Here is a 20096-nt window from a genome sequence, read left to right as displayed (position 1 = left end):
GCCGAGGGCGCCGCAGCAGCACTACGAGGCGGTCTTCGACCGATTGCGGGCGAAGCCGCCGGGCGGCTGAGACTCGCCGAGCGCGTTCCGGAGCCACGGCGCTCAGCGCAGGGTCGGAACCTCGCCGCCCTTGGCCCTCGTGAGCGTGACCCCGGTCAGTCCGCGCAGTCGGCGTTCCACGACGGCCGCGAGCTGGTCGGCGGTCGGTGGGGTGGGGCCCAGGCCGATGGCGTAGCGGGCGGGGTCCGTGGCGAAGGGGCGGGGCCAGGCGTGGCAGGCCGGGGCCGCCTCCGCGAGGTCGGTGACGAGGGCCCGCATTCTGCCCCGTACCCGCCCCTCGTCCGCCCCCGCGCCCACCGTCACGACCGCCCAGGCCGCGTGGCGGCGGTGGAGCGGGGGAGGGGCGAGGAGCTCGGCCCAGGGGTACGGGTCCGTGGTCGTGTCCAGCAACTCCCAGGCATGGAACAGCTCTTGGGTGACGAGGTCGCGCATGCCGGCCGTGACCTGGTCCGTGCAGGGGCGCACCGGGGCGGACGGCGTCGTGATGGTGAGGGGGAGGGGCTGGGCCCGATCGTCCTCGCGTCCCGCCGGTGCCACCTCCTTGTGCCAGTCCCAGGCCGCCCAGGTCGCGAAGAAGTGCCGCAGCAGATCGGGCGCGGGCAGGCCCCCGGCCTCGCTCGCGGTGCGGGCCGCCAGGACGGACCAGGCCAGGCCCGGCAGGCCGCCGAACGGTGCCGAGTCCAGGCCCCGGGCCTTCGCCCACGCCTTGACCTGCGTGGCCAGCCGCTTGAAGGCCGGCCCGTGTGCGCCCGCCGCCGCGAGCACGGCGTCGCCGTCGCTCACCGCGCTGAGCGCGACCGCTGCCGCCTCGCCCAGCTCGGCCCGGCGCTCCACCGCCTCGGCGGGGTCGATCGAGCCGGTGGCCACGACGACCAGGTCCACGTCCAGCCCGTCGAGCCGCAACCGCAGACCGGGAACGCGTGCCCCGACCACCTCGCGCACGTCGGCCGTCTCGGGGAGAGAGGAGGTCAACTTCGCCTGCATGGCGGCGAGTTCGACGCTGCCGGGCACCGCCGCCACCAGGTCCAGGTCCGCTCCGGGCAGCGCGCAGCCCATGCGCCGGGAGCCCGCGACGTGCACGACGCCGTCGCGGATCGCGTCCTCGATGCGGCGCGTGATCCGGTCGGCCACGGCGGAGCCGGCGGCCGTGGCGGCTTCGTGTCCGTGCTGAGGGGCCTCCGCCGCCCAGCGGACCTCGCCCGTGCCCAGCGCCACCGTCCCACGCACTCGCATCGGCTCGTCCCCGCGCCGCGAGAGCAGCGCCAGCTCGCCGACCCTGGCCGGCATCGGGGCGAGCCGGGCCTCGCACACGGCGGCCAGGGCGTGCGGGTCGGTGGTGCGGCCCAGACTCAGATGAGGGGTGAATCCCGCGTGGCGGCCGCGGCAGCGCGGGAAGTGGCGCAGGAGGGTGCGGTGCAGCTCGGCCCATGGCTCCTCGCCGCCGGCCGCGGGGTCGAGCCAGACGGTGGCGTGGTCGCGGTGGCCGAACGAGTGCACGCCCTCCAGCCGGGCGTCGAAGGGAGCCGTGGCGGCCGTCGCGAGCACCGATGCCGCCTGCTCGAAGGCGTGTTCAGGCACGAATCCGAAGAGCAGGTTCACATGCGGAGGCCAGCGGTGGATCTGCGGGTCATGGTCCCGGCGGATGTCCTGCAGCGGCGGCCACAGTGCGCGGGGAGGGATCCACGCCAGTGCCGTACGGGGCGTCGGCCGGGCGTCGAGACGGTCGAGGGCGTCCCCCTCCGTTGGGTCCGATGTCACCTCCGCCAGCACCCCGTAGTGATCGGAGAGGTACAGCCCCTCCGCCGCGGGCTTGTCGCCGCACAGCTCGGCCCGTCGTACCCGCAGACCGTCCCCGCGCAGCAGCACCCGGTCCAGCCGGGATGTCCGGCCGGACAGGGAGGAGATCGCGGCCAGCGGGTTGGTGCCCGGATCGAAGGTCGGGGTCGTGTCGCCGGCGCCGTGTGCCTCGCTCCACGCGTCGCGCATCCCCAGCGTCAGCTGCGGTGCGTCACCACCGTCGTTGAAGTCGCCCATCAGGACCAGATCGGCATCCAGGCCCGCCAACCCCTCGGCGATCCGGGCCAGTTCGGCAACGCGCCGGTCCGCACCGTTCTCGGAGTGGTCGCTGCTCAGATGCGTCGCCGCGACGACGAGAGGCCGCATGCCCGTCTCCACGACGAGGGCGGTCACCGCCTTGTGCGGGCCCAGCGCATGGGACGCGGCCTCGCGGACGGGCAACCTGCTCAGGAGCAGCAGCCCGCAGGTGTCCACGTCCGGTCCCCGCGGATCCGTCCCCAGCGTCCAGCCCGCCCGCACCCATGGCTCGCGCAGCAGCAAGGCCAGGAGATCCGCCTCGACCTCCTGCAACGCGATCACGTCCACATCGGCGTCACGCAGGGCACGCAGCAGCTCGGGCCTGCGCCGGGCGCTGTCGATGCGGTCGGCGTCGTACCGGTCCCAGAGGGTGTTCCAGGTCAGCACCCGCACACCGCCGGAGTCCGGGAGGGGGCCGGAGGCGGCCGCGTACGGGCGTGCGGGCACCCAGTCCTCACCGTCCCGGACGTGCGGCGTACGGGCCGTGAAGAACGGTGCGCGTAGCAGCCGGGCCTCCCGCACCCGACCGGCCCCTGTCGCGTCGATCCGGTCCACACCTGTGGCCCGGTCCCACACCACCTCGCCGTCCGCCTCGAAGAACAGCACCCGGTGCCACGGGATCTCGCCGCCGGGCACGAACACGGGCAGCGGAACACGCTTCGGACCGGCGCCGCGCTGGAGGATACCCAGTACGAAGCGGGCCGGGTCGAAGCGTGCGTCCCAGCGCAGCCGGTGATAGATCTCCTCGCTCGTGCGCACCGGTCAGACCTCTTCCTCGACGGTTCCGCTCGCGCCGATGTACCAGGTGCGATGCGCGTCGCCCGGATACGGCGGGCCGAAGCGGCGGAGCTGCTCGGTGAGCACCGCGGGCGGCACCGGGTGCTCACGGTGGGCGTTGCGCCGGACCAGCTCGTCCTCGTCGACCAGGACCACGGCGTGGGTGATCAGGGCGTCGTGGCGGCGGGCGGTCGCGTGCACGATTGAGCGCTGCTGCTTGTTCAGGGACGTGGCGTCCCACACCGCGGTCCCTCCGGCGGCCAGCGTCCTGTCCAGCAGGCCGAGCCCCTCGCGCAGGACCTCCTTGTTCGCCCGCTGGTCGGCGCGTGCACCGCGCGCCTCGCGCAGATCGTCCAGGGAGACGTACGCGTCCACGCCCGGGAGCCCCTGGGCGAAGGTGCTCTTGCCGCTGCCGGCCGGGCCGACCATCTGGATCAGCTGCGGGAAGGCGCCGGAGCGCCAGCGCCAGGTCGCGGCCACCACCTCGTCGACACCGCTGATCCGCCCCGCGGCGTACGCCTCGCGCGCCTCGGCCCGGCACCGGACGGCGGCATCGGCCGGCAGCTCGGCGAACGCCTCCCGCAACGCGTCCTCGTCCATCGCCCGGATGCCCTCGGCGTGCAGCGCCGACCACTCCACCTGCTCGCGTGCCTCGTCCGTCGCCGCGGTGGCCCGGGCGACCGCGTGCAGCAGACCGAGGTCGGCGGCGTAGGACAGCCGCACCAGGCCGGACCGCCGGTCCGCGTCCGGATACGGCCGGTGCAGTGCCGGGTGCAGTCCCACGAGATCGGCGACCCGGCGTGCGAGCGGCATGCCCACCACCCCGGCGAGCCGTGCCGCGAGCCGCCCTCGTCTGCCCCTGTGCAGCAGCGCGGCCAGTACGCCGGCGAGCCGGTCGTCACCCGACCGCTCCGCCGGATCGAACCGGGCCGCGGCCGGTCGGTCGCCCTCGCCGGGCAACCCGACGGCCTCCTCCAGCGCCGCCGCATCGACAGCCGCCCCGGAGCGCACCGCCCACAACGCGGCGCTCGGCCCGAGCCCGTTCTCGACGACGGCCGCGTGCATCCAGTGGGTGTCCGTCCGCACATGCCCGGCGCGCACCCACTTGGCCACGCGCTCCCCGAACTCCTCCGCGCCGAACCCGTCCGTGACCCGCACGACGTACCCCTCCTGGCGCCCGGGATCCACCGGCAGAGCGCGCAGGGCCCGCTCGTCGAACACGCCTCGCCACAGCACCCGGGGCGCGGGAATGCCGAGTCCGTGCAGAAAGGCCACCGTCCGGTCCCAGTCCAGGCAGCGGCCGTCGCCGTCCCACACCGAGAAGCCGTAGAACCAGCTCTCCAGGGCGTCGTACGCGATCGAGTGGCGGGCGTACATGTTCTCCCCGCACACTCGCCAGCCCTCGGGTATGGCGGGGCCGATGCGTGCCTGGAGCGCCTTGACCCAGGTGCGGGAGGGATGGTGGGCCGAGTCGAGCGAGCGGGCGTGCAGGCCGTCGGCGTAGAGGGTGGTGTTCTCACCGTCGAGCTTCTCGGTGACGACGACCTCGCGGCCGCGCAGGCCGGACAGGCCGGTGACCCGCAGATCATCGGCGCTCGCGCCGGGGGACCAGGGCAGATGCGGGGTCCGCGGATAGTGCGTGCGCATGGTGAACGTCCCCCGTGACGGCCGATGTACCTGGTCAGCGTAGGATCGCGGCGCGGCGGCGGGCGAGGGATTATCCGCGGTCCCCGGGTGCGGACCTGCGGGCCGGCTGTGATGGGGCGAGCCGGGTTTGACCCGCGGAACCGTCCGGGTATCCTCTCCGGCTCGATTGGCCAGCGCCCCGCCCTCTATGGCAGACTAGCGGGGTTGCTCGGTCGAGTGTTGATGCTGCGCGCCTCCCGCCGGGAGGACCGGAAGCGAGTCCCACAGTACTCGTCGCCCTAACTGCCTCACGGCAGCGCTGGGGCGGACGTACGGGAATCTTCCGGGAAGTGTCGGCGCGGCACCGGCCAGGCACCCGGCGGGTCCGCCCCCGGTCTCGCGGTTCCGGAAGGGCCGTGTTCCCCAGCAGGGATGCTCGAACAAGGGACATCTGTGTCAGCGGGAGCGCGACACGCCCGACCGCGTGGGTCGGAGGAGAAAGGCTGGAACGCCGGGTTCCAGAGCGTAAGCAGAGACAGGACTACGAAGTAGCCATGGCGGGACAGAAGATCCGCATCCGGCTCAAGGCCTACGACCACGAGGTCATCGACTCCTCGGCGAAGAAGATCGTCGAGACGGTGACCCGCACTGGTGCGTCGGTCGCGGGCCCGGTGCCGCTGCCCACTGAGAAGAACGTGTACTGCGTCATCAAGTCGCCGCACAAGTACAAGGACTCGCGCGAGCACTTCGAGATGCGCACCCACAAGCGCCTGATCGACATCCTCGACCCGACCCCCAAGACCGTTGACTCTCTGATGCGACTCGACCTCCCGGCCGGTGTCGACATCGAGATCAAGCTCTGAGGCCGGTGATCTGAGAGATGACCAAGCAGATCAAGGGCATCCTGGGCGAGAAGCTCGGTATGACGCAGGTCTGGGACGAGAACAACCGTGTCGTCCCGGTGACCGTCGTCAAGGCCGGGCCGAACGTCGTCACCCAGGTCCGTACGAACGACGCCGACGGCTACGAGTCCGTCCAGATCGCGTTCGGTGACATCGACCCGCGCAAGGTGAACAAGCCCCTCAAGGGCCACTTCGCCAAGGCGGACGTCACCCCGCGTCGCCACCTTGTCGAGATCCGCACCGCGGACGCCGCCGACTACGCGCTCGGCCAGGAGATCACCGCCGAGGTGTTCGAGTCCGGCCAGAAGGTCGACGTCACCGGCAAGAGCAAGGGCAAGGGCTTCGCCGGTGTCATGAAGCGTCACAACTTCAAGGGCCTCGGCGCCGGGCACGGCGTTCAGCGCAAGCACCGCTCTCCCGGTTCGATCGGTGGCTGCGCCACCCCGGGCCGTGTGTTCAAGGGCGTCCGCATGGCGGGTCGCATGGGCAACGAGCGCGTCACCACCCAGAACCTGACCGTCCACGCCGTTGACGCGGAGAAGGGTCTGCTGCTCATCAAGGGCGCGGTTCCCGGTCCGAACGGCGGCCTCGTCCTGGTCCGCACCGCGGCCAAGGGGGCCTGAGGTAACCGATGAGCACTGTTGACATCCTTTCGCCTGCCGGCGAGAAGGCCGGTAGCGTCGAACTCCCCGCGGAGATCTTCGGCGTGGAGAAGGTCAGCATTCCGCTGATCCACCAGGTCGTCGTCGCGCAGAACGCGGCTGCCCGCCAGGGCACGCACAAGACCAAGACCCGCGCCGAGGTCCGTGGTGGCGGCAGGAAGCCGTACCGCCAGAAGGGCACCGGCCGCGCCCGTCAGGGTTCGACCCGCGCGCCGCAGTTCGCCGGTGGTGGCGTCGTGCACGGTCCCGTGCCGCGTGACTACTCGCAGCGGACCCCGAAGAAGATGAAGGCCGCAGCCCTGCGCCACGCCCTCACCGACCGGGCCCGCCACAACCGCATCCACGTCGTCACCGGCGTGATCGAGGGCGAGACCCCCTCCACCAAGGCCGCCAGGACGCTGTTCGGCAAGATCTCGGAGCGCAAGAACCTGCTCCTGGTCATCGAGCGCGCCGACGAGGCCGCGTGGCTGTCCGCCCGCAACCTGCCCCAGGTCCACATCCTGGAGCCGGGCCAGCTGAACACGTACGACGTGATCGTCTCCGACGACGTGGTCTTCACCCAGGCCGCTTTCGAGTCCTTCGTGTCCGGCCCGAAGGCCACTGACACCGAAGGGAGCGAGGTCTGATGGCCATCCGTCACCCCGCCATTGCCTCGAAGGCCGCCAAGGCCGCCAAGGCCGCGCGCGTCGCCAAGGCGCGTCGCCACGCCACCGAGGGCAAGAACACCGTCGTCACCCCGGCGAGCAAGTCGTACACGGACCCCCGTGACGTCCTGCTGAAGCCGGTCGTGTCGGAGAAGAGCTACGCGCTCCTCGACGAGAACAAGTACACGTTCGTCGTTGCCCCGAGCGCCAACAAGACCCAGATCAAGGAGGCCGTCCAGGCGGTCTTCTCGGTCAAGGTCACCGGGGTCAACACGATCAACCGCCAGGGCAAGCGCAAGCGGACCCGCACGGGCTTCGGCCAGCGTGCCGCCACCAAGCGCGCGATCGTGACCCTCGCCGAGGGCGACCGTATCGACATCTTCGGCGGTCCGACCGCCTGAGGGCGGTCCGGATCGTCCGATATCGGACGAGGACTGAGAAATGGGAATCCGCAAGTACAAGCCGACTACGCCGGGCCGTCGTGGCGCCAGCGTCGCCGACTTCGTCGAGGTCACGCGGTCCACGCCGGAGAAGTCGCTGGTCCGTCCCCTGCACAGCAAGGGCGGCCGTAACAACACCGGTCGTGTGACCGTTCGCCACCAGGGTGGCGGACACAAGCGCGCCTACCGAGTGATCGACTTCCGTCGTCACGACAAGGACGGCGTGCCGGCGAAGGTCGCGCACATCGAGTACGACCCCAACCGCACCGCGCGCATCGCGCTGCTGCACTACGCCGACGGCGAGAAGCGCTACATCCTCGCCCCGCGCAACCTGCAGCAGGGTGACCGCGTCGAGAACGGTCCCGGGGCCGACATCAAGCCGGGCAACAACCTGGCCCTGCGCAACATCCCGGTCGGTACGACCCTGCACGCCATCGAGCTGCGTCCGGGCGGTGGCGCCAAGTTCGCCCGCTCGGCCGGTGCCTCCGTGCAGCTGCTCGCGAAGGAGGGCGCCTACGCCCACCTGCGCATGCCGTCCGGCGAGATCCGCCTGGTCGACGTCCGCTGCCGCGCCACTGTCGGCGAGGTCGGCAACGCCGAGCAGTCGAACATCAACTGGGGCAAGGCCGGCCGCAAGCGCTGGCTGGGCGTCCGCCCGACCGTGCGTGGTGTGGTCATGAACCCCGTGGACCACCCGCACGGTGGTGGTGAGGGCCGTACCTCCGGTGGCCGCCACCCGGTGTCCCCGTGGGGCCAGAAGGAAGGCCGTACTCGTTCCGCCAAGAAGGCGAGCGACAAGTACATCGTCCGCCGCCGCAAGACGAACAAGAAGCGCTAGGAGCGGGTTTAGATGCCGCGCAGTCTCAAGAAGGGGCCCTTCGTCGACGACCACCTGATCAAGAAGGTGGATGTCCAGAACGAAGCCGGCACCAAGAACGTCATCAAGACCTGGTCCCGCCGCTCGATGATCGTCCCGGCCATGCTCGGCCACACGATCGCGGTGCACAACGGCAAGACCCACATTCCGGTGTTTGTCACCGAGTCGATGGTCGGCCACAAGCTCGGCGAGTTCTCGCCGACGCGCACCTTCCGGGGTCACGTCAAGGACGACCGGAAGTCGAAGCGCCGCTAGCAGCGGGGTGGAATGACCATGACAGACACTGGAAGGACAACCATGGAAGCCAGGGCCCAGGCGCGGTACATCCGCGTCACGCCCATGAAGGCCCGCCGCGTGGTGGACCTCATCCGTGGCATGAACGCCACGGAGGCTCAGGCGGTCCTGCGTTTCGCCCCGCAGGCCGCGAGCGTGCCGGTCGGCAAGGTGCTGGACAGCGCCATTGCCAACGCCGCGCACAACTACGACCACACCGATGTCGACAGCCTCTTCATCTCCGAGGCCTACGTCGATGAGGGCCCGACCCTGAAGCGGTTCCGTCCGCGTGCCCAGGGCCGTGCCTACCGGATCCGCAAGCGGACCAGCCACATCACCGTGGTCGTCAGCAGCAAGGAAGGAACCCGGTAATGGGCCAGAAGGTAAACCCGCATGGGTTCCGGCTCGGTATCACGACCGACTTCAAGTCGCGTTGGTACGCCGACAAGCTGTACAAGGACTACGTCAAGGAAGACGTCTCCATCCGTCGGATGATGACGTCCGGCATGGAGCGCGCCGGCATCTCCAAGGTCGAGATCGAGCGCACCCGTGACCGCGTCCGCGTGGACATCCACACCGCGCGTCCGGGCATCGTCATCGGCCGCCGTGGCGCCGAGGCCGACCGCATCCGCGGCGACCTCGAGAAGCTCACGGGCAAGCAGGTCCAGCTGAACATCCTCGAGGTCAAGAACCCCGAGACCGACGCTCAGCTGGTTGCCCAGGCCGTCGCCGAGCAGCTCTCCTCCCGCGTCTCCTTCCGCCGCGCCATGCGTAAGAGCATGCAGTCGGCGATGAAGGCGGGCGCCAAGGGCATCAAGATCCAGTGCGGTGGCCGCCTCGGCGGCGCCGAGATGTCCCGCTCGGAGTTCTACCGCGAGGGCCGTGTGCCCCTGCACACGCTCCGCGCGAACGTGGACTACGGCTTCTTCGAGGCCAAGACGACCTTCGGCCGTATCGGTGTGAAGGTCTGGATCTACAAGGGCGACGTCAAGAACATCGCCGAGGTCCGCGCCGAGAACGCTGCAGCCCGTGCGGGTAACCGCCCGGCCCGCGGTGGTGCCGACCGCCCGGCCCGTGGTGGCCGCGGTGGCGAGCGCGGCGGGCGCGGCCGCAAGCCGCAGCAGGCTCCGGCTGCCGAGGCCCCCAAGGCCGACGCTCCCGCTGCCGCTCCGGCTGAGAGCACCGGAACGGAGGCCTGACCGACATGCTGATCCCCCGTAGGGTCAAGCACCGCAAGCAGCACCACCCGAAGCGCGACGGCGCTGCCAAGGGCGGCACGCAGATTGCGTTCGGCGAGTACGGCATCCAGGCGCTCACCCCGGCGTATGTGACGAACCGCCAGATCGAGGCCGCTCGTATCGCGATGACCCGTCACATCAAGCGTGGCGGCAAGGTCTGGATCAACATCTACCCGGACCGTCCGCTCACCAAGAAGCCCGCTGAGACCCGCATGGGTTCCGGTAAGGGTTCTCCGGAGTGGTGGATCGCCAACGTCAAGCCCGGACGCGTGATGTTCGAGCTGTCGTACCCCAACGAGAAGATCGCCCGTGAGGCGCTGACCCGTGCGGCCCACAAGCTGCCGATGAAGTGCCGGATCGTCAAGCGCGAGGCAGGTGAAGCGTGATGTCGGCCGGTACCAAGGCGTCCGAGCTGCGCGAGCTGGGCAACGAGGAGCTTCTGGACAAGCTCCGCGAGGCCAAGGAAGAGCTGTTCAACCTCCGCTTCCAGGCGGCGACGGGCCAGCTCGAGAACCACGGCCGTCTGAAGGCGGTCCGCAAGGACATCGCGCGGATCTACACCCTGATGCGCGAGCGTGAGCTGGGCATCGAAACGGTGGAGAACGCCTGATGAGCGAGAAGAACGTGACTGAGAACACTGAGGCGCGGGGCTTCCGCAAGACCCGCGAGGGTCTCGTCGTCAGCGACAAGATGGACAAGACCGTCGTCGTCGCCGTCGAGGACCGCGTCAAGCACGCGCTGTACGGCAAGGTCATCCGCCGTACGAACAAGCTCAAGGCGCACGACGAGCAGAACGCCGCTGGTGTCGGCGACCGCGTCCTCCTCATGGAGACCCGGCCGCTGTCCGCGAGCAAGCGCTGGCGCGTCGTCGAGATCCTCGAGAAGGCGAAGTAACCAGCGGGGGCTGCGAAGCCCCGGTTGACCACCGCTGGGGGCCGTACCGTCAGGTCCCGGCCCCCGGCGTGGGTTTCCGCCTGAAGAGGCGTAAGTAATTCCTGCGGGGCACCCCCCGCAGGACAGTTCCGCCAGGCTCTCCGGCCTCAACACCCGGAGGGAACCGGCAGACGATCAGGAGATAGACGTGATCCAGCAGGAGTCGCGACTGCGCGTCGCCGACAACACTGGTGCGAAGGAGATCCTTTGCATCCGTGTGCTCGGTGGTTCCGGTCGCCGCTACGCGGGCATCGGTGACGTCATCGTCGCCACCGTCAAGGACGCGATCCCCGGTGGCAACGTGAAGAAGGGTGACGTCGTCAAGGCGGTCATCGTTCGCACTGTCAAGGAGCGCCGCCGTCCGGACGGCTCGTACATCCGCTTCGACGAGAACGCCGCCGTCATTCTGAAGAACGACGGCGACCCTCGCGGCACCCGCATCTTCGGCCCGGTCGGCCGTGAGCTGCGCGAGAAGAAGTTCATGAAGATCATCTCGCTCGCGCCGGAGGTGCTGTAAGCATGAAGATCAAGAAGGGCGACCTGGTCCAGGTCATCACCGGCAAGGACAAGGGCAAGCAGGGCAAGGTCATTGCCGCTTACCCGCGCGACGAGCGTGTCCTGGTCGAGGGTGTCAACCGGGTCAAGAAGCACACCAAGGCCGGTCCGACCGCCAGCGGTTCGCAGGCCGGCGGCATCGTGACCACCGAGGCCCCGATCCACGTGTCCAACGTTCAGCTGGTCGTGGAGAAGGACGGCAACAAGGTCGTCACGCGTGTCGGCTACCGCTTCGACGAGAACGGCAACAAGATCCGCGTTGCCAAGCGGACGGGTGAGGACATCTGATGGCTACCACCACCACTCCGCGTCTGAAGCAGAAGTACCGCGAGGAGATCGCGGGCAAGCTGCGTGACGAGTTCAAGTACGAGAACGTCATGCAGATCCCCGGTCTCGTCAAGATCGTGGTCAACATGGGTGTGGGCGACGCCGCCCGCGACTCCAAGCTGATCGAGGGCGCCATCCGCGACCTCACCACGATCACCGGTCAGAAGCCGGCCGTCACCAAGGCCCGTAAGTCCATCGCGCAGTTCAAGCTGCGTGAGGGCCAGCCGATCGGTGCCCACGTCACGCTTCGTGGCGACCGCATGTGGGAGTTCCTGGACCGCACCCTGTCGCTCGCGCTGCCGCGCATCCGCGACTTCCGCGGTCTGTCCCCCAAGCAGTTCGACGGCCGTGGCAACTACACCTTCGGTCTCACGGAGCAGGTCATGTTCCATGAGATCGACCAGGACAAGATCGACCGCGTCCGGGGTATGGACATCACCGTGGTCACCACGGCGACCAACGACGCTGAGGGCCGTGCGCTCCTTCGTCACCTCGGCTTCCCGTTCAAGGAGGCGTAAGCGAGATGGCGAAGAAGGCTCTGATTGCCAAGGCTGCTCGCAAGCCCAAGTTCGGTGTGCGCGCGTACACCCGCTGCCAGCGCTGCGGCCGTCCGCACTCCGTGTACCGCAAGTTCGGCCTGTGCCGCGTGTGCCTTCGTGAGATGGCTCACCGTGGCGAGCTGCCGGGCGTGACCAAGAGCTCCTGGTAATCAGCCCAGTTGGGTTGATATCAGGCTCTCGGTAAGCATCTGGGTCGGCAGGCGGCCCAACTCACATGCATTAAGCTTGTGGGGTTGGGCGTCTGCCGCCCGTACGACTTACTACGCCGTAGGTCCACCGCGCCGCACCCGTCCCGTCTCGGATCGGGGAGAGGGATGGCGCACCAGGAAACCCCGGCGAGAGAGGCCGAAGGCCACTTCATGACCATGACTGATCCGATCGCAGACATGCTTACGCGTCTGCGGAACGCGAACTCGGCATACCACGACTCCGTGACGATGCCGGCATCGAAGATCAAGTCGCACATCGCGGAGATCCTCCAGCAGGAGGGCTTCATCACGGGCTGGAAGGTCGAGGACGCCGAGGTCGGCAAGAACCTCGTTCTCGAGCTGAAGTTCGGCCCGAACCGTGAGCGCTCCATCGCGGGCATCAAGCGGATCTCCAAGCCCGGTCTCCGGGTGTACGCGAAGTCCACCAACCTGCCGAAGGTGCTCGGCGGCCTCGGCGTGGCGATCATCTCCACGTCCCACGGGCTCCTCACCGACAAGCAGGCCGGCAAGAAGGGCGTAGGCGGAGAAGTTCTCGCCTACGTCTGGTAACGGAAGGGAACGGAGGAAACAGCTATGTCGCGCATCGGCAAGCTCCCCATCGCGGTTCCCGCCGGCGTGGACGTCACCCTCGACGGCAACACGGTCTCGGTCAAGGGCCCCAAGGGCACACTGACCCACACCGTCGTGGCGCCGATCGAGATCGCCAAGGGTGAGGACGGCGTTCTGAACGTCACCCGCCCCAACGACGAGCGTCAGAACAAGGCCCTGCACGGCCTGTCCCGCACGCTGGTGGCGAACATGATCACCGGCGTGACCCAGGGTTACGTGAAGAAGCTCGAGATCAGCGGTGTCGGTTACCGCGTGACCGCCAAGGGCGCGAACCTCGAGTTCGCGCTCGGCTACAGCCACCCGATCACCGTCGAGGCCCCCGAGGGCATCACCTTCAAGGTGGAGGCCCCCACCCGTTTCTCGGTCGAGGGCATCGACAAGCAGAAGGTCGGCGAGGTTGCGGCCAACATCCGCAAGCTGCGCAAGCCCGACCCGTACAAGGCCAAGGGCGTCAAGTACGAGGGCGAAGTCATCCGCCGCAAGGTCGGAAAGGCGGGTAAGTAAGCCATGGCATACGGACAGAAGATCCTCAAGGGCGACGCCTACAAGCGCGCCGCGATCAAGCGCCGTCACCTCCGGATCCGCAAGCGGATCTCGGGTACGGCGGAGCGTCCGCGTCTGGTCGTGACCCGCTCCAACCGCCACATCGTGGCGCAGGTGATCGACGACCTCAAGGGCCACACCCTGGCATCGGCGTCCACGCTGGACACCTCGGTCCGTGGTGGCGAGGGCGACAAGTCCGCGCAGGCCAAGCAGGTCGGCGCCCTGGTCGCCGAGCGCGCCAAGGCCGCCGGTGTCGAGGCTGTCGTGTTCGACCGTGGTGGCAACCAGTACGCCGGGCGTATCGCCGCCCTGGCGGACGCCGCCCGCGAAGCCGGGCTCAAGTTCTGAGCCTGCCGTAGCTAGCGGAAACAGAGAGAGGTAATTCCAATGGCTGGACCCCAGCGCCGCGGTGGCGGTGCCGGTGGCGGCGAGCGGCGGGACCGGAAGGGCCGTGACGGCGGCGCAGCTGCCGCCGAGAAGACCGCGTACGTTGAGCGCGTCGTCGCGATCAACCGTGTCGCCAAGGTTGTTAAGGGTGGTCGTCGCTTCAGCTTCACCGCGCTGGTCGTGGTGGGCGACGGTGACGGCACCGTGGGTGTCGGATACGGCAAGGCCAAGGAGGTGCCGGCCGCCATCGCCAAGGGTGTTGAGGAGGCCAAGAAGCACTTCTTCAAGGTCCCCCGGATCCAGGGCACCATCCCGCACCCGATCCAGGGTGAGAAGGCTGCCGGCGTCGTGCTGCTCAAGCCCGCGTCCCCGGGTACCGGTGTTATCGCCGGTGGTCCGGTGCGTGCCGTGCTCGAGTGCGCCGGTATCCACGACATCCTGTCGAAGTCGCTCGGCTCCGACAACGCGATCAATATCGTGCACGCGACCGTGGCGGCCCTGAAGGGCCTGCAGCGTCCCGAGGAGGTCGCGGCCCGCCGTGGTCTGCCGCTCGAGGACGTCGCTCCCGCGGCCCTGCTGCGTGCGCGTGCCGGGGCGGGTGCGTGATGGCTCAGCTCAAGATCACGCAGGTCAAGTCCTACATCGGCAGCAAGCAGAACCACCGTGACACCCTGCGTTCCCTGGGCCTCAAGCGCCTGGGTGACGTGGTCGTCAAGGAGGACCGCCCCGAGTTCCGCGGCATGGTGCACACCGTCCGCCACCTCGTGACGGTCGAGGAGGTCGACTGATCATGGCGGAGCAGAACCCGCTCAAGATCCACAACCTCCGTCCCGCCCCGGGCGCCAAGACCGCCAAGACCCGTGTGGGTCGTGGTGAGGCGTCGAAGGGTAAGACGGCCGGTCGTGGTACCAAGGGCACCAAGGCCCGCTACCAGGTTCCGGAGCGCTTCGAGGGTGGCCAGATGCCGCTGCACATGCGCCTCCCGAAGCTGAAGGGCTTCAAGAACCCGTTCAAGACCGAGTTCCAGGTCGTGAACCTCGACAAGCTGGCCGCGCTCTACCCCGAGGGTGGCGAGGTCACGGTCGAGGACCTGGTGGCCAAGGGCGCCGTTCGCAAGAACAGCCTCGTCAAGGTCCTGGGCCAGGGCGAGATCTCCGTGGCGTTGCAGGTGACGGTCGACGCCGTCTCCGGCTCCGCCAAGGAGAAGATCACCGCCGCCGGCGGTACCGTCACCGAGCTCGTCTGATTCCCTCGGACGCCTCGATGACCTGAACGATCCCGCCGGGGATATCCCACATGGGGTATCCCCGGTTGGTCGTTCCAAGGGGGCAGTCTCGCCGGTAAGGTGGCCAGCACTGCCAACTTTCACAGGGCGCCGCAGTACGGGCACTCTGGGCGGTAGTCGACCGTTACACATGTCGTTGTCCAGTCGGAATCTCAAGACCGTCACCCTTGACGCAGTTGCGCGGGGGTCGCAGGAGGCACCGTGCTCACCGCGTTCGCCCGGGCGTTCAGGACGCCCGACCTGCGCAAGAAGCTGCTCTTCACGCTCGGCATCATCGTGGTGTACCGGGTCGGTACGCACATCCCGATCCCGGGCGTCGACTACAAGAGCGTCCAGACTTGTATCGATGTCGCCAAGGGCAACCAGGGCCTGTTCGGTCTGGTCAACATGTTCAGTGGCGGCGCGCTGCTGCAGATCACGATCTTCGCGCTGGGCATCATGCCGTACATCACGGCGAGCATCATTCTCCAGCTGCTGACCGTGGTCATCCCCCGTCTCGAGGCCCTGAAGAAGGAGGGCTCGGCGGGTACGACGAAGATCACGCAGTACACCCGTTACCTGACGGTGGCGCTGGCGATCCTCCAGGGCACGGGCCTGGTGGCCACCGCCCGCAGCGGCGCCCTGTTCTCGGGCTGCCCGGTGGCGACCTCGATCGTCCCGGACCAGTCGATCTTCAGCACCATCACGATGGTCATCTGCATGACCGCCGGTACGGCCGTCGTCATGTGGCTCGGCGAGCTGATCACCGACCGCGGCATCGGCAACGGCATGTCCATCCTGATGTTCATCTCGATCGCCGCGACCTTCCCGTCCGCGCTGTGGGCCATCAAGAAGCAGGGCACCCTGGCCGGCGGCTGGATCGAGTTCGGCACCGTCATCGCCGTCGGCCTGGTCATGGTCGGCCTGGTGGTCTTCGTGGAGCAGGCGCAGCGGCGCATCCCGGTCCAGTACGCGAAACGCATGATCGGCCGGCGTTCCTACGGCGGCACGTCCACGTACATTCCGCTCAAGGTGAACCAGGCGGGTGTGATCCCGGTCATCTTCGCCTCGTCGCTGCTGTACATCCCGGCCCTGATCGCGCAGTTCGCCGGGGGCGGTTCCGGGTGGAAAGCCTGGATCCAGCAGAACCTGACCAAGGGCGACCACCCGATTTACATCACGATGTACTTCTTGCTCATTGTTTTCTTCGCGTTCTTCTACGTGGCCATCTCGTTCAACCCCGAGGAAGTCGCGGACAACATGAAGAAGTATGGTGGCTTCATCCCGGGCATCCGGGCCGGTCGGCCCACCGCTGAGTACCTCTCGTACGTGCTCAACCGGATCACCTGGCCGGGATCGCTGTACCTGGGTCTGATTGCTCTCGTACCGACAGTGGCGTTGGTTGGCTTCGGGGCGAGCCAGAACTTCCCCTTCGGTGGCACCAGCATCCTGATCATCGTGGGTGTCGGTCTCGAGACGGTGAAGCAGATCGAGAGCCAGCTCCAGCAGCGCAATTACGAAGGGTTCCTCCGCTGATGCGAATCGTCCTCGTCGGACCGCCCGGTGCCGGCAAGGGAACGCAGGCCGCGTTCCTCGCCAAGAACCTGTCGATCCCGCACATCTCCACGGGCGACCTGTTCCGCGCCAACATCAGCCAGCAGACGGAACTCGGCAAGCTGGCGAAGTCCTTCATGGACAAGGGCGAACTGGTACCGGACGAGGTCACCATCGCGATGGCCAAGGACCGCATGGAACAGCCGGACGCGAAGAACGGCTTCCTGCTGGACGGCTTCCCGCGCAATGTGCAGCAGGCCGAGGCGCTGGACGACATGCTCAAGAGCGAGGGCATGAAGCTGGACGCGGTCCTCGACCTCGAGGTCCCCGAGGAAGAGGTCGTCAAGCGCATCGCGGGCCGCCGGGTCTGCCGCAAGGAGCCGTCGCACGTCTTCCACGAGTCGTACAAGCCGCCGAAGCAGGCGGGCGTCTGCGACGTCTGCGGCGGCGAGCTCTACCAGCGCGACGACGACTCCGAGGAGACCGTCCGCAAGCGGCTGGAGGTCTACCACCAGCAGACCGAGCCGATCATCGACTACTACAAGGCGCAGGGCCTGGTAGCCACGATCTCCGCGCTCGGCAAGGTGGAAGAGGTCACCCGCCGCGCGATGGAGGCGCTCAAGCAGAAGGTCGACGCCAAGTAGTCGCCCTCACCGCTCACCGGCCGCGGTCCCCAGAGGGGACCGCGGCCGTGGTGTGCGGTCCCTCGGCCCCGGATCCCGGCCGACCCGAGCGGGCCCCGGCACCGAGCGCGGCCGGGCAGGATCGGCCGCCCCTTATCGTTGATGGTGTCCGTCATCTCCAGGTCCAGAAAGGCCGCAGCCCCCATGGTGCAGATCAAGACCCCCGAGCAGATCGCCAAGATGCGTGAGGCGGGACTGGTCGTCGCCGCCGTGCATGCGGCTACCCGCGAGGCGGCCGTTCCGGGGGCCACGACGAAGGACCTGGACGAGGTGGCGCGCAAGGTCCTCGCCGAGCACGGCGCGAAGTCGAACTTCCTGGGCTACGGAGGCTTCCCCGCGACGATCTGCACCTCGGCGAACGAGGTCGTCGTCCACGGCATCCCCTCCGACGAGGTCGTGCTCAAGGACGGGGACATCATCTCCATCGACGCCGGCGCCATCGTGGACGGCTGGCACGGGGATGCCGCGTACACCGTCTTCGTGGGGTCAGGTCACGCTCCGGAGCTGATCGAGCTGTCCCGGGTGACCGAGGAGTCGATGTGGGCCGGGATCGCGGCGGCGAAGCAGGGCAACCGGCTCGTCGACGTCTCCCGGGCGATCGAGACGTACATCCGCCGGCAGCCGAAGCCGGGCGGCGGCAGGTACGGGATCATCGAGGACTACGGCGGGCACGGCATCGGTACCGAGATGCACATGGACCCGCATCTGCTGAACTACGTCGACCGGCGCCGGGGCAAGGGCCCCAAGCTGGTCCCCGGCTTCTGCCTCGCCATCGAGCCGATGGTGTCGCTGGGCACGCCGAAGACCGAGGTGCTCGAGGACGACTGGACCGTGATCACCACGGACGGCACCTGGTCCTCGCACTGGGAGCACTCCGTCGCCCTGACGGAGCAGGGCCCGCTGGTCCTGACGGCCCCGGACGGCGGTAAGGCGAAGCTCGCCGAATACGGCATCACGGCGGCCCCGGACCCGCTGGCCTGAGTCCGGCCGCCCGCAGGCCCCCGCGCGCATGATGATCTCGCGCATGGGGCAGACTTCCACGATTCGTCTTTCCGAGGGGCCTGACGTAGACTGACTCGTCGGCTCTCGTGTATTCGCATGTCCGCATGCGGGACCCTGAGTCGATCAAGGTAGTCGATTCGAAGGGCGAAGCGTGGCCAAGAAGCAAGGTGCCATCGAGATCGAGGGCACTGTCGTCGAGTCTCTTCCGAACGCCATGTTCAAGGTCGAGCTCCAGAACGGCCACCAGGTCCTGGCACACATCAGCGGCAAGATGCGTATGCACTACATCCGCATCCTCCCTGACGACCGGGTCGTGGTGGAGTTGTCTCCCTACGACCTGACGCGTGGACGGATCGTCTACCGATACAAGTAGATCTTGCCCGCACTCCGCTCCGGCGGGGTGGTGGCACTGACCCGGAGAACCTCAATCCCATGAAGGTCAAGCCGAGCGTCAAGAAGATCTGCGACAAGTGCAGGGTGATCCGCCGTCACGGTCGGGTCATGGTCATCTGTGAGAACCCGCGCCACAAGCAGCGCCAGGGCTGACGCACGACCGCACCTCTGCATCCGCAGAAATTCGCGCGACGCAAGCTGAATATGTTCATACGCAGTGCCCGGAACCATGCGGTTCCGATACCCCCGGTTCGGAGGCCGGGGACCCGGTTCGTACCTCGTACGGCGGCCGGGAGCCGGCTCTGCGGAAGACCTCCGAAGATCACCAGGAGCCATTGAATGGCACGCGTTTCCGGTGTTGACATCCCGCGCGAAAAGCGCGTGGAGGTCGCCCTCACCTATGTGTTCGGCATCGGCCGGACGCTCTCCCAGCTGACGCTGGCCGAGACCGGCATCGACCCGAACACCCGCGTTCGCGACCTCTCCGAGGAGCAGCTCGTCGCGATCCGCGAGTACGTCGACAACAACATCAAGACCGAGGGTGACCTCCGTCGTGAGATCCAGGCCGACATCCGCCGCAAGGTGGAGATCGGCGCCTACCAGGGTCTCCGTCACCGTCGCGGTCTGCCCGTCCGCGGTCAGCGCACCAGCACCAACGCCCGTACCCGCAAGGGCCCGCGTCGCGCCATCGCCGGCAAGAAGAAGCCGGGCAAGAAGTAGTCCGCAGCGGACACCTGTCCACGGTCTTCGCTGTAGGACCGACCACCTCCCGTAGGAGTTAGTAGATGCCCCCCAAGGGTCGTCAGGGCGCTGCCAAGAAGGTGCGCCGCAAGGAAAAGAAGAACGTCGCTCACGGCCACGCGCACATCAAGAGCACGTTCAACAACACGATCGTCTCGATCACGGACCCGTCCGGCAACGTGATCTCCTGGGCCTCCGCTGGCCACGTCGGCTTCAAGGGCTCCCGGAAGTCCACGCCGTTCGCCGCGCAGATGGCCGCCGAGTCGGCCGCCCGCCGCGCCCAGGAGCACGGCATGCGCAAGGTCGATGTGTTCGTGAAGGGCCCGGGTTCCGGTCGTGAGACCGCGATCCGCTCCCTGCAGGCCACGGGCCTCGAGGTCGGCTCCATCCAGGACGTCACCCCGACCCCGCACAACGGCTGCCGTCCGCCGAAGCGCCGCCGCGTCTGACGCACGGCCGCTTCGCAGGACAGCGGTTTCGGGCGGTATGGCCCCTTGGGGTCGTACCGCCCGTAGCCTTGCAGCACCCGCACTCTGTCAGGTGCGGCCCCGTCGGGCGTCATATAGCGGGCGTCCACGACTGAAGGATCCACAGATGCTGATCGCTCAGCGACCCTCGTTGACCGAGGAGGTCGTCGACGAGTTCCGCTCCCGGTTCGTGATCGAGCCGCTGGAGCCGGGCTTCGGCTACACCCTCGGTAACTCCCTCCGCCGCACCCTCCTGTCGTCGATCCCCGGCGCTGC

The 20096-nt window shown here is 68.3% G+C and carries 30 protein-coding genes and 1 pseudogene; 29 read left to right on the top strand and 2 right to left on the bottom strand.

Annotation, left to right across the window (positions count from 1 at the left end; genetic code table 11):
• Positions 1–102: 102 nt before the first annotated feature.
• Together ABZ904_RS39210 and ABZ904_RS39205 are read right to left on the bottom strand one after the other, a co-directional pair.
• Positions 103–2913 (bottom strand): poly(A) polymerase, encoded by a 2811-nt coding sequence (locus tag ABZ904_RS39210; protein ID WP_361828889.1) that lies wholly within the window; start codon positions 2911–2913, stop codon positions 103–105.
• A gap of 3 nt (positions 2914–2916) precedes the next feature.
• The gene (locus ABZ904_RS39205; RefSeq protein WP_361828887.1) at positions 2917–4578 is read right to left on the bottom strand and encodes an RNA ligase family protein; all 1662 of its coding nucleotides are present in this window, start codon (positions 4576–4578) and stop codon (positions 2917–2919) included.
• Between the two features lie 533 nt (positions 4579–5111).
• Between ABZ904_RS39205 and rpsJ the strand changes: the two genes are divergently transcribed.
• From rpsJ to ABZ904_RS39060, 29 genes and pseudogenes are all read left to right on the top strand, one after another.
• The gene (gene rpsJ / locus ABZ904_RS39200) at positions 5112–5420 is read left to right on the top strand and encodes a 30S ribosomal protein S10 (RefSeq protein ID WP_003948644.1); all 309 of its coding nucleotides are present in this window, start codon (positions 5112–5114) and stop codon (positions 5418–5420) included.
• Between the two features lie 17 nt (positions 5421–5437).
• Positions 5438–6082 (top strand): 50S ribosomal protein L3, encoded by a 645-nt coding sequence (rplC, locus tag ABZ904_RS39195; RefSeq protein ID WP_360990525.1) that lies wholly within the window; start codon positions 5438–5440, stop codon positions 6080–6082.
• Positions 6083–6090: 8 nt separating this feature from the next.
• Positions 6091–6747, top strand: a complete 657-nt coding sequence (gene rplD, locus ABZ904_RS39190; RefSeq protein WP_359396260.1) for a 50S ribosomal protein L4 — start codon at positions 6091–6093, stop codon at positions 6745–6747.
• Positions 6747–7166: a 50S ribosomal protein L23 gene (gene rplW / locus ABZ904_RS39185; RefSeq protein WP_360990529.1), complete on the top strand. Its 420-nt coding sequence runs from the start codon at positions 6747–6749 to the stop codon at positions 7164–7166. Before rplD ends, rplW begins: the two co-directional genes overlap by 1 nt.
• 40 nt (positions 7167–7206) lie before the next feature.
• Positions 7207–8043 (top strand): 50S ribosomal protein L2, encoded by an 837-nt coding sequence (rplB, locus tag ABZ904_RS39180; protein ID WP_359396266.1) that lies wholly within the window; start codon positions 7207–7209, stop codon positions 8041–8043.
• A 12-nt stretch (positions 8044–8055) separates the two neighbouring features.
• On the top strand, positions 8056–8337 hold the full coding sequence (gene rpsS / locus ABZ904_RS39175) for a 30S ribosomal protein S19 (RefSeq protein ID WP_003948639.1): 282 nt from the start codon (positions 8056–8058) through the stop codon (positions 8335–8337).
• 42 nt (positions 8338–8379) lie between these two features.
• Entirely contained in the window at positions 8380–8727 is a 348-nt protein-coding gene (gene rplV / locus ABZ904_RS39170) for a 50S ribosomal protein L22 (RefSeq protein ID WP_346173381.1), read from the top strand.
• Entirely contained in the window at positions 8727–9554 is an 828-nt protein-coding gene (gene rpsC, locus ABZ904_RS39165) for a 30S ribosomal protein S3 (RefSeq protein ID WP_359396269.1), read from the top strand. The genes rplV and rpsC overlap by 1 nt, the downstream gene beginning before the upstream one ends.
• A gap of 5 nt (positions 9555–9559) precedes the next feature.
• Positions 9560–9979, top strand: a complete 420-nt coding sequence (gene rplP / locus ABZ904_RS39160) for a 50S ribosomal protein L16 (RefSeq protein WP_360990536.1) — start codon at positions 9560–9562, stop codon at positions 9977–9979.
• Positions 9979–10203, top strand: coding sequence for a 50S ribosomal protein L29 (gene rpmC, locus ABZ904_RS39155; RefSeq protein WP_054217228.1), 225 nt, complete (start codon positions 9979–9981; stop codon positions 10201–10203). Before rplP ends, rpmC begins: the two co-directional genes overlap by 1 nt.
• Positions 10203–10487: a 30S ribosomal protein S17 gene (gene rpsQ / locus ABZ904_RS39150; protein WP_360990539.1), complete on the top strand. Its 285-nt coding sequence runs from the start codon at positions 10203–10205 to the stop codon at positions 10485–10487. Before rpmC ends, rpsQ begins: the two co-directional genes overlap by 1 nt.
• A gap of 187 nt (positions 10488–10674) precedes the next feature.
• The gene (gene rplN, locus ABZ904_RS39145) at positions 10675–11043 is read left to right on the top strand and encodes a 50S ribosomal protein L14 (RefSeq protein WP_003998823.1); all 369 of its coding nucleotides are present in this window, start codon (positions 10675–10677) and stop codon (positions 11041–11043) included.
• 2 nt (positions 11044–11045) lie between these two features.
• Positions 11046–11369, top strand: coding sequence for a 50S ribosomal protein L24 (rplX, locus tag ABZ904_RS39140; RefSeq protein WP_059127179.1), 324 nt, complete (start codon positions 11046–11048; stop codon positions 11367–11369).
• Entirely contained in the window at positions 11369–11926 is a 558-nt protein-coding gene (gene rplE, locus ABZ904_RS39135) for a 50S ribosomal protein L5 (RefSeq protein ID WP_016434630.1), read from the top strand. Before rplX ends, rplE begins: the two co-directional genes overlap by 1 nt.
• A 5-nt stretch (positions 11927–11931) precedes the next feature.
• Positions 11932–12117, top strand: coding sequence for a type Z 30S ribosomal protein S14 (locus ABZ904_RS39130; RefSeq protein ID WP_003956452.1), 186 nt, complete (start codon positions 11932–11934; stop codon positions 12115–12117).
• 210 nt (positions 12118–12327) lie between these two features.
• Positions 12328–12726 carry a 30S ribosomal protein S8 gene (gene rpsH / locus ABZ904_RS39125; protein WP_007384075.1) on the top strand — a complete coding sequence of 133 codons (399 nt, stop codon included), beginning with the start codon at positions 12328–12330 and terminating at the stop codon, positions 12724–12726.
• A gap of 24 nt (positions 12727–12750) precedes the next feature.
• The gene (rplF, locus tag ABZ904_RS39120; protein WP_359396286.1) at positions 12751–13290 is read left to right on the top strand and encodes a 50S ribosomal protein L6; all 540 of its coding nucleotides are present in this window, start codon (positions 12751–12753) and stop codon (positions 13288–13290) included.
• 3 nt (positions 13291–13293) lie between these two features.
• On the top strand, positions 13294–13677 hold the full coding sequence (gene rplR / locus ABZ904_RS39115; protein WP_359396288.1) for a 50S ribosomal protein L18: 384 nt from the start codon (positions 13294–13296) through the stop codon (positions 13675–13677).
• Between the two features lie 39 nt (positions 13678–13716).
• The gene (gene rpsE, locus ABZ904_RS39110) at positions 13717–14322 is read left to right on the top strand and encodes a 30S ribosomal protein S5 (RefSeq protein ID WP_007494753.1); all 606 of its coding nucleotides are present in this window, start codon (positions 13717–13719) and stop codon (positions 14320–14322) included.
• Positions 14322–14504 (top strand): 50S ribosomal protein L30, encoded by a 183-nt coding sequence (rpmD, locus tag ABZ904_RS39105; RefSeq protein WP_030174559.1) that lies wholly within the window; start codon positions 14322–14324, stop codon positions 14502–14504. The genes rpsE and rpmD overlap by 1 nt, the downstream gene beginning before the upstream one ends.
• Before the next feature lie 2 nt (positions 14505–14506).
• Complete coding sequence (rplO, locus tag ABZ904_RS39100) at positions 14507–14962, top strand: 50S ribosomal protein L15 (RefSeq protein WP_360990546.1); 456 nt, start codon at positions 14507–14509, stop codon at positions 14960–14962.
• Between the two features lie 240 nt (positions 14963–15202).
• Positions 15203–16516: a preprotein translocase subunit SecY gene (gene secY / locus ABZ904_RS39095; protein WP_359396291.1), complete on the top strand. Its 1314-nt coding sequence runs from the start codon at positions 15203–15205 to the stop codon at positions 16514–16516.
• Complete coding sequence (locus tag ABZ904_RS39090) at positions 16516–17178, top strand: adenylate kinase (protein ID WP_359396293.1); 663 nt, start codon at positions 16516–16518, stop codon at positions 17176–17178. Before secY ends, ABZ904_RS39090 begins: the two co-directional genes overlap by 1 nt.
• 183 nt (positions 17179–17361) lie before the next feature.
• Positions 17362–18198 carry a type I methionyl aminopeptidase gene (gene map / locus ABZ904_RS39085; protein WP_361828881.1) on the top strand — a complete coding sequence of 279 codons (837 nt, stop codon included), beginning with the start codon at positions 17362–17364 and terminating at the stop codon, positions 18196–18198.
• Positions 18199–18370: 172 nt separating this feature from the next.
• Positions 18371–18592 (top strand): translation initiation factor IF-1, encoded by a 222-nt coding sequence (infA, locus tag ABZ904_RS39080; RefSeq protein WP_003948620.1) that lies wholly within the window; start codon positions 18371–18373, stop codon positions 18590–18592.
• A gap of 59 nt (positions 18593–18651) precedes the next feature.
• Complete coding sequence (rpmJ, locus tag ABZ904_RS39075; protein WP_003998809.1) at positions 18652–18765, top strand: 50S ribosomal protein L36; 114 nt, start codon at positions 18652–18654, stop codon at positions 18763–18765.
• Between the two features lie 186 nt (positions 18766–18951).
• On the top strand, positions 18952–19332 hold the full coding sequence (rpsM, locus tag ABZ904_RS39070) for a 30S ribosomal protein S13 (protein ID WP_359396297.1): 381 nt from the start codon (positions 18952–18954) through the stop codon (positions 19330–19332).
• Positions 19333–19397: 65 nt separating this feature from the next.
• Positions 19398–19802, top strand: coding sequence for a 30S ribosomal protein S11 (gene rpsK / locus ABZ904_RS39065; RefSeq protein ID WP_003956432.1), 405 nt, complete (start codon positions 19398–19400; stop codon positions 19800–19802).
• A gap of 145 nt (positions 19803–19947) precedes the next feature.
• Positions 19948–20096, top strand: a pseudogene (locus ABZ904_RS39060) (DNA-directed RNA polymerase subunit alpha); the annotation flags it as partial.

Source organism: Streptomyces sp. NPDC046900 (assembly GCF_040644975.1).
Classification (GTDB): Bacteria; Actinomycetota; Actinomycetes; order Streptomycetales; family Streptomycetaceae; genus Streptomyces.
This window is presented reverse-complemented; position numbering and strand designations above follow the sequence as displayed.

Excerpts from the sequence above, each read along its gene's own strand:
- ABZ904_RS39205 (WP_361828887.1), bottom strand. The coding sequence starts at position 4,578 with ATGCGCACGCACTATCCGCGGACCCCGCATCTGCCCTGGTCCCCCGGC.
- rpsJ (WP_003948644.1), top strand. The coding sequence starts at position 5,112 with ATGGCGGGACAGAAGATCCGCATCCGGCTCAAGGCCTACGACCACGAG.
- rplC (WP_360990525.1), top strand. The coding sequence starts at position 5,438 with ATGACCAAGCAGATCAAGGGCATCCTGGGCGAGAAGCTCGGTATGACG.
- rplD (WP_359396260.1), top strand. The coding sequence starts at position 6,091 with ATGAGCACTGTTGACATCCTTTCGCCTGCCGGCGAGAAGGCCGGTAGC.
- rplW (WP_360990529.1), top strand. The coding sequence starts at position 6,747 with ATGGCCATCCGTCACCCCGCCATTGCCTCGAAGGCCGCCAAGGCCGCC.
- rplB (WP_359396266.1), top strand. The coding sequence starts at position 7,207 with ATGGGAATCCGCAAGTACAAGCCGACTACGCCGGGCCGTCGTGGCGCC.
- rpsS (WP_003948639.1), top strand. The coding sequence starts at position 8,056 with ATGCCGCGCAGTCTCAAGAAGGGGCCCTTCGTCGACGACCACCTGATC.
- rplV (WP_346173381.1), top strand. The coding sequence starts at position 8,380 with ATGGAAGCCAGGGCCCAGGCGCGGTACATCCGCGTCACGCCCATGAAG.
- rpsC (WP_359396269.1), top strand. The coding sequence starts at position 8,727 with ATGGGCCAGAAGGTAAACCCGCATGGGTTCCGGCTCGGTATCACGACC.
- rplP (WP_360990536.1), top strand. The coding sequence starts at position 9,560 with ATGCTGATCCCCCGTAGGGTCAAGCACCGCAAGCAGCACCACCCGAAG.
- rpmC (WP_054217228.1), top strand. The coding sequence starts at position 9,979 with ATGTCGGCCGGTACCAAGGCGTCCGAGCTGCGCGAGCTGGGCAACGAG.
- rpsQ (WP_360990539.1), top strand. The coding sequence starts at position 10,203 with ATGAGCGAGAAGAACGTGACTGAGAACACTGAGGCGCGGGGCTTCCGC.
- rplX (WP_059127179.1), top strand. The coding sequence starts at position 11,046 with ATGAAGATCAAGAAGGGCGACCTGGTCCAGGTCATCACCGGCAAGGAC.
- rplE (WP_016434630.1), top strand. The coding sequence starts at position 11,369 with ATGGCTACCACCACCACTCCGCGTCTGAAGCAGAAGTACCGCGAGGAG.
- ABZ904_RS39130 (WP_003956452.1), top strand. The coding sequence starts at position 11,932 with ATGGCGAAGAAGGCTCTGATTGCCAAGGCTGCTCGCAAGCCCAAGTTC.
- rpsH (WP_007384075.1), top strand. The coding sequence starts at position 12,328 with ATGACCATGACTGATCCGATCGCAGACATGCTTACGCGTCTGCGGAAC.
- rplF (WP_359396286.1), top strand. The coding sequence starts at position 12,751 with ATGTCGCGCATCGGCAAGCTCCCCATCGCGGTTCCCGCCGGCGTGGAC.
- rplR (WP_359396288.1), top strand. The coding sequence starts at position 13,294 with ATGGCATACGGACAGAAGATCCTCAAGGGCGACGCCTACAAGCGCGCC.
- rpsE (WP_007494753.1), top strand. The coding sequence starts at position 13,717 with ATGGCTGGACCCCAGCGCCGCGGTGGCGGTGCCGGTGGCGGCGAGCGG.
- rpmD (WP_030174559.1), top strand. The coding sequence starts at position 14,322 with ATGGCTCAGCTCAAGATCACGCAGGTCAAGTCCTACATCGGCAGCAAG.
- rplO (WP_360990546.1), top strand. The coding sequence starts at position 14,507 with ATGGCGGAGCAGAACCCGCTCAAGATCCACAACCTCCGTCCCGCCCCG.
- ABZ904_RS39090 (WP_359396293.1), top strand. The coding sequence starts at position 16,516 with ATGCGAATCGTCCTCGTCGGACCGCCCGGTGCCGGCAAGGGAACGCAG.
- map (WP_361828881.1), top strand. The coding sequence starts at position 17,362 with ATGGTGCAGATCAAGACCCCCGAGCAGATCGCCAAGATGCGTGAGGCG.
- rpmJ (WP_003998809.1), top strand. The coding sequence starts at position 18,652 with ATGAAGGTCAAGCCGAGCGTCAAGAAGATCTGCGACAAGTGCAGGGTG.
- rpsM (WP_359396297.1), top strand. The coding sequence starts at position 18,952 with ATGGCACGCGTTTCCGGTGTTGACATCCCGCGCGAAAAGCGCGTGGAG.
- rpsK (WP_003956432.1), top strand. The coding sequence starts at position 19,398 with ATGCCCCCCAAGGGTCGTCAGGGCGCTGCCAAGAAGGTGCGCCGCAAG.